This window comes from Fusibacter sp. 3D3 (assembly GCF_001748365.1).
Lineage (GTDB): Bacteria > Bacillota > Clostridia > Peptostreptococcales > Acidaminobacteraceae > Fusibacter_A.
Map to the genome: position 1 here is coordinate 148,938 of NZ_BDHH01000003.1, position 12,557 is coordinate 161,494.

A 12,557-nucleotide genomic window follows, 5' to 3' on the forward strand; every position below is an offset into this window, starting at 1 on the left:
AAGCTAAAATGAACTATTTTGAATAATTTCATATAAGACGAGTGATATCAACAGATTCCAAGGTGTAAGATTAAGGAAAAACGATTAGTTGTTTAGTGGTTAACAACATAAGTTACATTTTCTTAATTGACAGACTCAAGGTGTGTGTTATAATTTGAAAAGTCAAAACAAACATAGCGCGTAGCTATGTTTTCATTTTTTTAAGAAAGGTTGATATCATGGAAGCAAGGCAAAAGATTTTTTATGGTGCTTTTATTACGCTACTATTCATTGTGATCATGTTGGCTTTCCAGCAGATCAAAGCGGCACAAAAAATCGAAACTTACGAAAACGAGCATGCATTATTAACATCACAAATAACGGAACAAGAAAATAAAATTGAATCACTAACAGCATCTTTGGAAAGTGCAAAAATGACTTTGTCAAACCAATCAGGCATGGTCGATGAATTTAAGCGGTTGTCAAAGTTCATCGATTTTACTGAGTTTGATTCATCTCAACTGGAAAGAAGTCAAAAAATAGTGGATGAGACACCACTGGATTCAGAGAGTGCACTTGCACTTGTAAAATATTCAGACCAGTATGATGTGCCGGTATCTTTAATACTCTCCATCATGGAAATCGAGAGTAATTTTGATGAAGATTTAGTTGGAGCAGATCAAGACAGGGGTCTTATGCAGATCATACCGGGTACAGAGAAATGGCTGGCGACAGAGTACGGGAACGAACTTGGCTTAACGTATGATCCAGACCGCATCTTTGATGCAGATTACAACATAGCCTTGGGTGTGAAATATTTGGATATTCTCATGAATTCTCATGGTTCAAATTTTGAAAGGATTCTATCTGAATACAACAGAGGTCCAAATAACCTTAAAAAGTATTATGCACTGAATCAGACGTATTCCACAACGTATTCAAGATCTGTACTCAGCAGAGAGAAAAAATATGTGGCCTTAAATAATTAAAAGGCCTGTTAAAAAAGAACCAACCCATAATGCAAATGCTCAAAAAGAGTCATACTTAAAGCTATGGCTCTTTTTCTCTTTTTTTGATACAATAGAACGAACACGTGTTCACAAATAAATTTTAATGTATTTCTAATCAAAGACCAATTGAGATGCATTATACTGATAAAGGTGAGTTAATAATGGCAGATCAATATTTGAGCAAGATATCTGTAAGAGGTCTTGTGGAGTTTGTGTATAGAAGTGGTGATTTGGATTTGAGATTTCAAGGTAAGTCTAGAGCTGCTGACGGCACACGCATTCATCAGCGTATACAGAACTCACAAGGCGTTGACTATGAAAAAGAAGTTTTTTTGCAAAAAAAGTTTGAATTTATAGATCCTTATGATCAAACGCCAATTGAGCTTGTGGTCAGTGGTAGAGCGGATGGCATACTCAGGACAGAAGCAGGTTTCACCATTGATGAAATCAAAAGTACAAGTGCTTTTTTAGAAGATATTGATGAACATACATACCCTCTTCACTGGGCACAAGCGAAAGTATATGGTGCGATATTTTGTGAAGCGGAGGGTCTGGATGAAGTCGTCATTCAACTCACCTATGCTGACTTTGAATCCTTAAGCGTTAAGCGCATAAAAGTACCTTACGAACGCAAAGTACTCGTTGCCTTTTTTGAAGAGACTGTGGAGCGGTATAAAAAATGGGTAATTTATAGAAAGAATTGGCAAAAAAAGCGTAATGATAGCTTGAGTGATTTGACTTTTCCATTTGCAAGTTATCGCAAGGGTCAAAGAGAAATGGCGGTTAGTGTCTATAATGCGTTTAAAAATGGACAAAATGCTTTTATAGAAGCACCAACGGGTATTGGCAAGACCATTTCCTCTCTTTTCCCGACCTTAAAAGCCATGAATGAAGGCTTAGTTGATAAAATTTTTTATTTGAGTGCTAAAACGATTACTAAGAAGGTGGCTGAGGATACTTTAAAGGGCCTTCATAATCACAGTGGTCATGCGCTAAAGTTGAAAGCGTTGACTTTGACGGCAAAGGATAAAATCTGTTTTTTAGATCAAACCACTTGTTATCCAGATAAATGTCCCTATGCAAAAGGTCATTTTGATAGATGCAATGATGCACTTTGGGATTTGCTTCACGAAGATGTGGTACTCAGTCGGGATACGGTTGAAATTTTTGCACAAAAGCATCAGATATGCCCATATGAATTTTCGCTAGATGTGGCACTTTTTTCAGATGTGATTATTTGTGACTACAATTATGCCTTTGATCCCAGAGTTTATTTAAGGCGTTTTTTTGATGCCCCCACAGAGAGTTTTGCCTTTTTAGTAGATGAGGCACATAACCTCGTGGATCGTGCGAGAACGATGTATTCTGCTGAACTGCACAAAGATAAAGTGATGGCCATTAAAAATGAGCTTAAAGCATATGACAAATCTCTTATGAAGCAGATTGATGGGATTAATAAGATGATGCTTGAGATTCGTAAGCGATGCGATGAAGAGGGCATTTATGTGGATAAGGATGAAGTTGCGGACATTTACACACAGCTTAAAAGACGTTCTACGATACTTGAAAAATGGCTTATTAAAAGTCAAGGTTCTGAGATATACGATTTAGTGCTAGATTTCTACTTTGAAATTCTGACTTATTTGAGAATTAGTGAACTCTACGATGAGGGGTTTCTTTTCTATATCACAGAAGGGCATACCGTTAAAACAACCTTTAAGCTTTTTTGTATTAATCCGGCATCTCAGCTTATGCGATTTATAAACAACAGCAGAGCGACGATTTTCTTTTCGGCCACATTGTCGCCACTTGACTACTATCAAAAGATCCTTTCAGGGGACGAGGGCGCCAAAAAATTAAAGTTACCTTCTCCGTTTGATCCGAATCGGAAATTGGTGCTCTTTAGTGAAGATATTTCTGTAAAATACAAAGATCGAGAATCAGCGCTTTCTCCAATCTGTGATTATCTTTATAATATGGGTATGAGTAGAGTGGGTAATTATATGGTTTTTTTGCCTTCTTACACATACTTAAAACATGTGACGGATTTATTTATAGCCCAATACGAGATGGCATTTGATATAATGATTCAAGAGCGTGAAATGGATGATCAAGACAAAGAGGCTTTTCTCTATCAATTTGTGCACCATCAAAACCTCAGAAACACATATGAGGAGATGGGAGAAGTTCATAGGGGAAAATCACTTATATGCTTTGCGGTTCTTGGGGGTGTTTTTTCAGAAGGGATTGATCTCACTGGAAATTTGCTCATAGGGGTTGCGCTTATAGGTGTGGGACTACCCATGATGAGTTTTGAAAACAATCTGATCAAGTCTTATTTTGATGCGTACAATCAACAAGGTTTTGAATTTGCTTATCAGTATCCTGGCATCAACAAAGTCATGCAAGGTGCAGGCCGGGTCATAAGGAGTGAAACAGATCGTGGCGTTATCATCTTGCTCGATAAACGACTGTCCAACCGCTATTATAGAAGACTTTTACCAAGAGACTGGGGACATACCACAGCTCGTAGAGAAACTTCAAAAGAAATCATTCAAAATTTTTGGGAGGAGTGACCAAACGATGAAAGTTAGAAAAGCCGTAATACCTGCAGCTGGATTTGGAACAAGATTTTTACCCGCGACAAAGTCAATGCCTAAAGAAATGTTGACCATCGTAGACCGTCCAGCAATTCACTACAACGTTGAGGAATTAATTGATGCTGGGATTGAAGATATACTCATTATTATTGGTAGAAATAAAGAGGAGATCCCGAATTATTTTGACCGTTCTCCTGAGCTTGAATTGCTTTTAAAAGATAAGCATAAGGAAGACCTGTTTGATTTAACGGAGCGCGTTTCGAACATGGCGAACATTCATTATGTGCGTCAAAGGGATGCAAAGGGACTTGGCCATGCCGTTTACTGTGCAAAGACCTTTGTAGGGGATGAACCTTTCGCACTTTTATTAGGAGATGACCTCGTCTATTCGAATACGCCATGCATTAAACAGCTTGCAGATATGTATGAAAAGTATGAGAGTACAATCATCGGTGTGCAATCGGTGCCTAAGGACCAAGTCAATAAATACGGCATCGTAGATGGTCTTAAAGTAGATGATGCTTTATATGAAGTCAAAAACTTAGTTGAGAAACCAAGCATCGATGAGGCACCCTCAAACATCGCCATTATGGGACGATACATTTTAACATCCGATATCTTTGAGATGATTGAAAAAACACCTCCGGGGAAAGGCGATGAAATTCAGCTGACAGATGCACTTCGATTACTTTTGGACCACAAAGAAATTTATGCTTATGAATTTGAAGGGAAGCGATATGATACAGGCGATAAGTTAGGGTACTTAAAGGCGACTGTGGAGTATGCCCTAAGAAATGAAGAACTTTCTGAAGATTTTAGAACGTATTTAAGATCAATCCTCTAGAGATCAATACTTTTAAGAACAATCCTCTAAAAAGAGGCATTGCACACATGCGTGTTGGCAACGCCTCTTTGATTATTTTTATACGATTTTACAGATTTAAGAGTTCATAAAGAGCAGATGCATATATTTCGGTGATCTTTAGAAGATCTCTAATTTCAATGTGCTCATCTCTTTGGTGCATGGTGTCCGCTTTGCCTGGAAACAATGCGCCAAATGCTACTGAGTTGGGCATGCTTCTGGCATAAGTCCCGCCGCCTATGGTTATCGGCTTAGAGTCGAGATCACCTGTGTGTTCGCGATAGACTTTCATCAGCGTTTTCACAAGGGGATGATTGGGTTTAAAGAATAGCGGTTCTTTGCCAGCCCACTTTGTGATTTCAATGCCTGTATTTTGAAGCGTACCTTCGACACCCGCTCTTACAAGTTTCTCTTTTATTGTAATAGGATATCTGGCGTTGACGGTGATGGAACCTTGGTTTTCATCAATATCAATAAGACCGAGATTGAAAACCAATTCATTGTACTCATCTTTTAGACCGATGCCAAAGCTTTCACCATTGGTTTCCGAACCAATCGTCCTGCTTAAAAAACGAATGAAGTTGGATTGATCTCCGATTTCTAAATCCACTAAATCTAAAAACTGAATCAGTGCGGAGATTGCATTTTTACCTTTTTCAGGTGTGCTGCCATGTGCTGAAACACCATGAGATTTTAAAGTTGTAAAAGTATCTTCTTTTATATACTCAATCTGAGTGCCGTTTGTGGCGTTAAAGGCTTTTAAAATTGCTTCAATAGGGTGATTTTCAATAAGGCGAACTTCTGCATAATCAGGGACCATATTAGGTGCATTGCCCCCTTTTACGCTTAAAACTTTGATGCCCCCGTCATCACATTTATCCGTAAAGGTTTTTTCAAGTTTAAAAACCACGATACCCATCTCGCCATGAATCACTGGGAAGTCGGCATCGGGACTAAAGGAAACTGTTGGCACTTCCTCGTGCTTTAAGTAGTAGGCCATACATTTGCCGCCGCTTTCCTCATCAGTTCCAAGAATTAGACGGATTCTTTTCTTAGGGACGATACCGATGTCCTTAAGTGATTTCATCGCATATAGACTTGCTATGACAGGCCCTTTATCATCGATGGCGCCTCTGCCATAAATTTTATCATCTGCAATTGTAGCGCTAAAAGGTGCGTATGTCCAGTGATCGCCTTCGGGTACAACATCAAGATGACACAAGATCCCAACCATCTCTTTACCTTCTCCGAATTCAATATAACCCGCATGATTGTCGACATTTTTGGTTTTAAAACCTAGAGACTTTCCAAGAGACAAGGTGTATTCAAGTGCATCTTGAATGCCTTTCCCAAATGGCATGTCACCTACAGCGGGCGTTTTGACACTCTTAATTTGGACGAGTTCTTGGGTTGATTTAATAATGTCATCTTTAAAAATTTGAACTGTTTTTTCAAAAGTCATAATGTTTACCTCCGTCTTTTATAGGCTCTCCCAGATAGTCGCTTGTTACAAGCCACTCAAGAAAAGCTTCTGTGGATAAATCTTTTATATATAAAGCTTCAAACTTTTTTAACATAATGGCTGAACGTTCAATGCCACGGATAAAGTGATCGTTGAAGTCATCAAATTGAAGCATTTTAAGTTCATTTTCTGTAAAATGCCTTGGATACATTAATTGTGACAAATCGTATTTAAATAGTTTTGAAAAATTTTGAATCCATGGATTCTTACCTATGAGATCAGAGCGTAATACCTCTTGTACAGTCAACATATCACCATAAGCAGACAGAAAGTCTTTGCTTAAAATCGTGGACTCTAAAGATAATGAAGTCAGTATAGGTCTCCATAAATCTTCCAAATACTCAGTGGTATGATCTTTATAGGCGGTTATCGTCATAGTATGAATGGATACATGTTCATAATGCTTGACACAGAGTGCATCTAAAGCGAGTTCATAAACTTTATGGGCCCTTGAACTGGGGGCATGAGCGCAGATTTGTGGATGGCACTCGGCATCTAGCACATAGTGCGTCAAGTAACCTGCAACATAAGCTCTTACTGACGGTAGATTGCTTGTAAGGGCGTGTTTAACCAACATTCTAAGCGTCTTGTAGACACCATGGAGATGAAAATAGGTCCCTAGAGCGCTGTAATGTCTTTTTGAAAAAGGTTTTTTCTGATTGATATAATAGTAAAAATCAGGCCCCTGAGCACCAAAGTAGTAGTCTTTCAACAAATCACCTTCAAAAAAAAGAGTTGAGTTTTTAAAGGGTACATACAGTGCATATGCTTTTTTAGCGGCAATTTGATGACTCCAAAAATCTGGCAAAACAATCACCCCAGAAATAGATTTAATTCACTTCTTCCATTATACACTAAATCATAAAACTTGTGTTTCCAAAAGAATCGCTGTAAAATAATAACGGCTGAAAAAAATAGGAAAAGAGGATGACGATGGATACAATCATGGCACTTTGTAAAACCCTTATTGATGAAGAAAAAGTGATACAGATGGTGTTGAGCAATGTTAAAAAGGGTGTCGAAAAGACTTATCAAAAAGTTGAAATAAAACCTGTGGTCATTAAAGAAAAGTATCTTTACCATATTTCTTATTTTTATGAGCAGAAAGTAAAACATGAAAATGTAGAAGGTGAAATCCTGCTTGGGATACTCAGCGAAATTTTAGGGGCGTATTTTAAACAAGGGATTGTGTTCACATCAGCATATGATTATCAAATTCTTTTTAGTAAAAAGGGGAAGGGCACATTGCTCAGGAAAGCGCCTACTAAATTTGAAATGACGTTATCCCATAATAGGGAAAAGCATTATATCCTTAAAGATGGGGTGCCTTGTGATTTTTTACAGGCCCTTGGTGTGATGGATGCGTCTGGAAAAGTTTATAAGAAAAAATACGATAAATTCAAGCAACTCAACAAATATTTAGAATTTATAGAAGATGCAATTGATATTCTAAAGCGAGACGATGGCCCTATTAGAATCATTGATTTTGGATGTGGTAAAGCCTATTTGACTTTTGCACTGTACTACTACTTGGTGATTCAAAAGGGTTTTCAAGTGGCAATTACAGGGCTTGATCTAAAAGAAGATGTCATCGACTATTGCAATCAAGTGGCAAAGGATTTAAACTACAGTGGCCTCAGATTTGAACTGGGCGACATTAAAGATTATCAATACGAAGGCAATGTAGATCTGGTGGTTTCACTTCATGCTTGTGACACTGCCACAGATGAAGCGCTGGGAAAAGCTTGTGCTTGGCATGCCAAAGTGATTTTTGCAGTGCCGTGCTGTCAACACGAACTCTTTAATCAGATCAAACAGCCTGATCTTGAACCGCTTTTAAGACATGGTGTCATTAGAGATAAATTTGCGACTTTGGTGACAGATACCCTTAGAACGACAGCGCTTGAAGTGATGTCTTATGAAACGCAGATGCTTGAATTCATAGATTTGGAACACACACCTAAAAATATCCTCATAAGAGCTTATTTGAACCCTAAAAATGAAGTGGATGAAAAAAAAGCCGTGAAGACCTATGTGGATTATAGAAATCATTTTTCTGTAAAACCTCATATTGAGAAAGCACTTGGAGCCGTCTTTATAAATAAAATTCGTTTGTATAACCCTTGAGGAGATGTCCCCCACTTCTCAAAGTGGGGGTTCATCTGCCTAATTCAGAAACGCCCACTGAATGCAATCCGATAGGATTGTGCAAGTGTTACGAAGGCAGCGAAGCGGACTGAGTATACGCTTTGAATAACGAATTATAAATATTTATGATGTAAAATAATTCGTTATTCAATTGACTTTGTGGGACCATTCTGTTAATATGACTATGGAATAATTGGATATGCTATTAAAGTCACGCTTTTGAGGCAATTAGGCTTTGAAAATGACTGATTATATAAAGTGAGGTGTTTTTATGTCAACTGTTGTTATTGTAGGCGCACAATGGGGCGACGAGGGAAAAGGAAAAGTCATCGACTATCTTTCAAAACAGGCTGATGTTGTTGTACGTGGTCAAGGTGGAAACAATGCAGGACATACTGTGGTTGTTGAAGACAAAAAGTACGCACTGCGATTAATTCCATCAGGCATTTTAAACAAAGATACGATTAACGTTATTGGTAATGGTGTTGTGTTTGATCCAGAGGGATTTTTAAAAGAAATTGAAGGCTTAAAAGAAAAGGGCATTGATGTTTCCTCTATTAGAGTTTCAGATAGAGCACATGTGGTATTCCCTTACCATAGAGAAATAGATAGACTTGCTGAAGAAGCAAGAGGTGCGGATATGATCGGCACCACTAAAAACGGGATCGGTCCTTGCTACATGGATAAAGTAGAAAGAAGTGGCATTAGAATTTGCGATTTTATTGATCCCCCTTTCTTTGAAAAGATTTTTAGACCGCAAATGGCAGCAAAAAATGAGATCATCACTAAAATTTATGGTGGCGAGCCACTTGATATAGACGCAACTGTGAAACAGTACCATGCTTATGCAGCAGCAATCAAACCTTTTGTTAGAGATACTTCTGTAATTGTATATGAAGCATTAAGAGCAGGTAAAAAGGTTTTGCTTGAGGGTGCTCAAGGGACCTTACTAGACCTTGACTATGGCACTTACCCATACGTCACCAGTTCACATCCGACATCAGGTGGATTTACGATTGGCTCAGGTATCGGTCCAAATGAAATCAACGAAGTTGTTGGCATCACTAAAGCTTATACGACTAGAGTTGGCAAGGGGCCATTCGTTACGGAACTCGATAATGCAGTGGGCGATCTGATTCGCGAAAGAGGTAGAGAGTTTGGCACGGTTACGGGTAGACCGAGAAGATGTGGTTGGCTTGATACCGTCATGGTTAAATACTCACAACGCGTTAATGGCATGACTTGTATCGCTTTAATGCTCATAGATGTGCTTTCGGGTTTTGAAGAACTTAAAATCTGTACGGGGTATGATTACAATGGTGAGATCATAAACAATTTCCCAGCGAGCCTCAATGTCCTTGGCCAGTGCAAGCCGATTTATGAAACGCTACCAGGATGGCAAGAAGACATCTCTGAATGTGACACATTCGAGAAATTACCTGTAAATGCTCAAAACTATATCAAACGTATCGAAGAACTCGTTGGCATACCTGCAAAAATTATTTCTGTTGGACCAAAGAGAAGCCAAACGATTATTCGAGGCGATATTTATTAAGTAGAAAGAGGCCTAGATTAAATAGAACTAAGGCTTGATTAAACAAAACCATAAAATGTGATATAATTAAATACAAATATTAAGGTACTAGCTTCCTCAATGATTACATATTGTGATAATGGGGGAGCTATTTTTAAGTTGCAATAGGGCTGTAAGACTTCATTTAAGATGCGCAAGCAAAGTTTGGGTAAGATGCGCAAGCAAAGTTTGGGGTATAAATCGTGCGAAGAGGTGAAAGACATGGAAAGCAAGGAGATTAATATAGGTGATGTGCAAGGCATCATGACGAAGACGATACAGGCTATAAATGAAAGTAGAGATCAACTGCTTGACATTGTTGAGACTGCCAGAGAAGAATACGATCTTCTGAAAGTAGAACTCGAAAACCTTAAAAGAGAAATAGAGCGTGTAATCAGTGAATCGGATCGATTATCCATAAAAGACAAAATGGCAAGAAATAATTTGGCAAATATTTCAAAGGCTTTTAAGACTCATACGGAAGAAGATATTAAACAAGCTTATGAGAGAGCAGCCGATGTGAGAATTGAATTCACTTCTATACAAAAAGAAGAAGAACTTTTAAAAACAAGGCGTTCCATGCTTGAGATTTCCATGAAACGTTCTATGAAGAACATTCAAAATGCAGAACATGTCGTGCGTCAAGTGACCATAGCGGTGACTTACCTGAAAGGTGAAATTTTTTCGGCAATTGAGGATATGAATGCGGACAGTATGATTCTTGGGGTGAAAATTTTAGAATCACAGGAAACGGAACGCAAAAGAATTTCAAGAGACATTCACGATGGTCCTGCTCAACAAATTGCTTCTATCGTCATGAAGGCAGATTTCTGTGAGCGCATCATTAGAAATGATTTTGAAAAGGGCATGAAGGAGCTCGGCGAAATGAAAGAGGCCACAAAGAAGGCGCTGAAAGAAGTAAGAGATATAATTCAAGATCTGAGACCGATGTCACTGGAGGATATAGGTCTCAATGAAACGATTGAGACCTATGCAATGAATTATGGGAAAGAAAATCAGATTACCGTTAAGACGCGTATCCAAAAAATGATCTCTCCAGTGGAAAGTATTATACAAGTCGCTGTTTTTAGGTTGGTACAAGAAATCCTCAATAATGTCAGAAAACATGCTAAAGCGAGTCAAGTCAGTATCGAACTTGAATACGGTTCCGTGTACCTTAGACTGATGATCGCAGATAATGGTACGGGATTCAATCTTGAAGAGACTTTAAAAAAAATAAAGATTAAGCACACTTCTTTTGGGCTCTTAGGCCTCTATGAACGCGTCAATCAGCTCAGGGGTGAAATCGAAATTGTATCGGAGATAGAAGAAGGGACCACTTTTACGATCAAGCTTCCGATAAATCGTGAAGTGATTCTCAAGGAGCGGAGATAGAAAAAAGGTGAGTTGATACGCTTTGAAACGTATTAACTCACCTTTTTTATTTCCGATCCGCCATAGGCGTATAGTCTTGGCGTTGATGAGGGCAAACATAAGCGGGTCTGATAATCTTGGTGTCACTCATCACCTGCTCAATGCGATGAGCACACCAACCCGCCATACGTGCTACTGCAAACAGAGGGGTATAGAGTTCTTCAGGAATATCCAGTAACTGGTATACGAGCCCAGAGTATAAATCCACATTTGCACAGATGCTAAAATCAAGGCCTTTTTTATTTCTCAAGAGTTCAAGACCGATGAGTTCTACATTTTCATAAAGTGAAAACAATTTTAACTTGCCTTTTTCAGCCGCGAGTTGTCTTGCCTTTTCTTTTAAAATAACAGCCCTTGGATCGGATATCGTGTAGACGGCATGTCCAAGGCCATAGATTAGACCAGAGACATCATAGGCTTTTTTATCGACGACTTTTTCAAGATAAGCTCTAATTTCGGCCGCATTGCCGATATCTGAAACATTCTGGTTGAGATCGAGCATCATATCTCTGACGCGATTATTGGCGCCACCGTGTTTTGGGCCTTTAAGGGATCCAATGGCAGCAGTGATAGCAGAATAAGTGTCTGTGCCACTGGATGAGACTACATGTACTGCAAATGCTGAATTGTTACCACCACCGTGATCGGCGTGAAGCACAAGCGCCAAATCAAGTGTAGACGCTTCCGTTTCTGTATATTGATTATCACTTCTGATCATGTGAAGAATGTTCTCGGCAGTGCCAACACCTTCTTTTGGCGCGTGTATAAAGAGACTTTTATGGTCAAAATAGTGACGTTTCGCTTGATAACCATAGGATACAATTGTCGGCACCCTTGCTATGAGTTTGATGCACTGAAGGATGAGATTCTCAACTGCAAGTTCGTCGGGGTGTTTATCGTGTGAATATAAAACCAAAATACTTCTCTGAAGTTTGTTCATGATATCATTGCTCGGAATTTTGAGGATCATATTTTCCGTAAAACCTTGTGGCAGTTGTCTATAGGCATCGATCATATGATTGAAGTCAGCAAGCTCTTGTGCGTTTGGCAATTGACCAAAGAGCAGCAAAAAAATCGTTTCTTCAAATAATCTTTTGCCATTAGAGGCATTCTTACTGACGATATCATACAGATCAATCCCTCTATAATAGAGGCGCCCTTCATCTGGACGCTTTTCGCCGTCGACCAGTTGGTAGCCATGAACATCACTAATGCCAGTAATACCAACGAGGACTCCAGTGCCGTTGCTATTTCTAAGGCCATGCTTAATATCAAAACGTTTGAAATTTTCGGGTGCAATAACATTATTTTGATTGGTGAGATCCACTAAGTGCTGATTAGTGAGTTTTAATTGATTTAAATCCGTACTTTGAGTGGGTATTGCTTGAGTAAAGACATCGGTAAAGCCCACGGTGACACCTCCTTATAC

At 38.8% G+C, this 12,557-nt stretch carries 9 protein-coding genes; 6 read left to right on the plus strand and 3 right to left on the minus strand.

From position 1 onward, the window contains the following. The first annotated feature begins 218 nt into the window (after positions 1 to 218). The 3 genes from F3D3_RS04645 to galU all read left to right on the plus strand — a co-directional run bounded on the left by F3D3_RS04645 (position 219) and on the right by galU (position 4,433). Entirely contained in the window at positions 219 to 968 is a 750-nt protein-coding gene (locus tag F3D3_RS04645) for a lytic transglycosylase domain-containing protein (protein WP_069871647.1), read from the plus strand. 182 nt (positions 969 to 1,150) lie between these two features. After that, positions 1,151 to 3,565 (plus strand): ATP-dependent DNA helicase, encoded by a 2,415-nt coding sequence (locus F3D3_RS04650; RefSeq protein ID WP_069871649.1) that lies wholly within the window; start codon positions 1,151 to 1,153, stop codon positions 3,563 to 3,565. Between the two features lie 7 nt (positions 3,566 to 3,572). Beyond that, positions 3,573 to 4,433 carry a UTP--glucose-1-phosphate uridylyltransferase GalU gene (galU, locus tag F3D3_RS04655; RefSeq protein ID WP_069871651.1) on the plus strand — a complete coding sequence of 287 codons (861 nt, stop codon included), beginning with the start codon at positions 3,573 to 3,575 and terminating at the stop codon, positions 4,431 to 4,433. Between the two features lie 88 nt (positions 4,434 to 4,521). Here the strand turns inward: galU and pepV are convergent, their stop codons facing one another. Both pepV and F3D3_RS04665 read right to left on the minus strand, forming a co-directional pair. Further along, positions 4,522 to 5,913 (minus strand): dipeptidase PepV, encoded by a 1,392-nt coding sequence (gene pepV, locus F3D3_RS04660; RefSeq protein ID WP_069871652.1) that lies wholly within the window; start codon positions 5,911 to 5,913, stop codon positions 4,522 to 4,524. Next, the gene (locus F3D3_RS04665) at positions 5,903 to 6,781 is read right to left on the minus strand and encodes a zinc dependent phospholipase C family protein (RefSeq protein ID WP_069871654.1); all 879 of its coding nucleotides are present in this window, start codon (positions 6,779 to 6,781) and stop codon (positions 5,903 to 5,905) included. Before F3D3_RS04665 ends, pepV begins: the two co-directional genes overlap by 11 nt. Before the next feature lie 125 nt (positions 6,782 to 6,906). Here F3D3_RS04665 and F3D3_RS04670 point away from each other — a divergent pair, with 125 nt between their 5' ends. From F3D3_RS04670 to F3D3_RS04680, 3 genes are all read left to right on the plus strand, one after another. Then, entirely contained in the window at positions 6,907 to 8,100 is a 1,194-nt protein-coding gene (locus F3D3_RS04670) for an SAM-dependent methyltransferase (protein WP_069871656.1), read from the plus strand. A 292-nt stretch (positions 8,101 to 8,392) separates the two neighbouring features. After that, entirely contained in the window at positions 8,393 to 9,676 is a 1,284-nt protein-coding gene (locus F3D3_RS04675) for an adenylosuccinate synthase (protein ID WP_069871658.1), read from the plus strand. 168 nt (positions 9,677 to 9,844) lie between these two features. Then, positions 9,845 to 11,089 carry a sensor histidine kinase gene (locus F3D3_RS04680; protein ID WP_084388826.1) on the plus strand — a complete coding sequence of 415 codons (1,245 nt, stop codon included), beginning with the start codon at positions 9,845 to 9,847 and terminating at the stop codon, positions 11,087 to 11,089. A gap of 46 nt (positions 11,090 to 11,135) precedes the next feature. Here F3D3_RS04680 and F3D3_RS04685 read toward each other — a convergent pair whose 3' ends face one another. Continuing rightward, positions 11,136 to 12,509, minus strand: a complete 1,374-nt coding sequence (locus F3D3_RS04685) for a citrate/2-methylcitrate synthase (RefSeq protein WP_069872045.1) — start codon at positions 12,507 to 12,509, stop codon at positions 11,136 to 11,138. Positions 12,510 to 12,557 lie beyond the last annotated feature (48 nt).

Excerpts from the sequence above, each read along its gene's own strand:
- pepV (WP_069871652.1), bottom strand. The coding sequence starts at position 5,913 with ATGACTTTTGAAAAAACAGTTCAAATTTTTAAAGATGACATTATTAAA.
- F3D3_RS04650 (WP_069871649.1), top strand. The coding sequence starts at position 1,151 with ATGGCAGATCAATATTTGAGCAAGATATCTGTAAGAGGTCTTGTGGAG.
- F3D3_RS04645 (WP_069871647.1), top strand. The coding sequence starts at position 219 with ATGGAAGCAAGGCAAAAGATTTTTTATGGTGCTTTTATTACGCTACTA.
- galU (WP_069871651.1), top strand. The coding sequence starts at position 3,573 with ATGAAAGTTAGAAAAGCCGTAATACCTGCAGCTGGATTTGGAACAAGA.
- F3D3_RS04675 (WP_069871658.1), top strand. The coding sequence starts at position 8,393 with ATGTCAACTGTTGTTATTGTAGGCGCACAATGGGGCGACGAGGGAAAA.
- F3D3_RS04670 (WP_069871656.1), top strand. The coding sequence starts at position 6,907 with ATGGATACAATCATGGCACTTTGTAAAACCCTTATTGATGAAGAAAAA.
- F3D3_RS04680 (WP_084388826.1), top strand. The coding sequence starts at position 9,845 with ATGCGCAAGCAAAGTTTGGGTAAGATGCGCAAGCAAAGTTTGGGGTAT.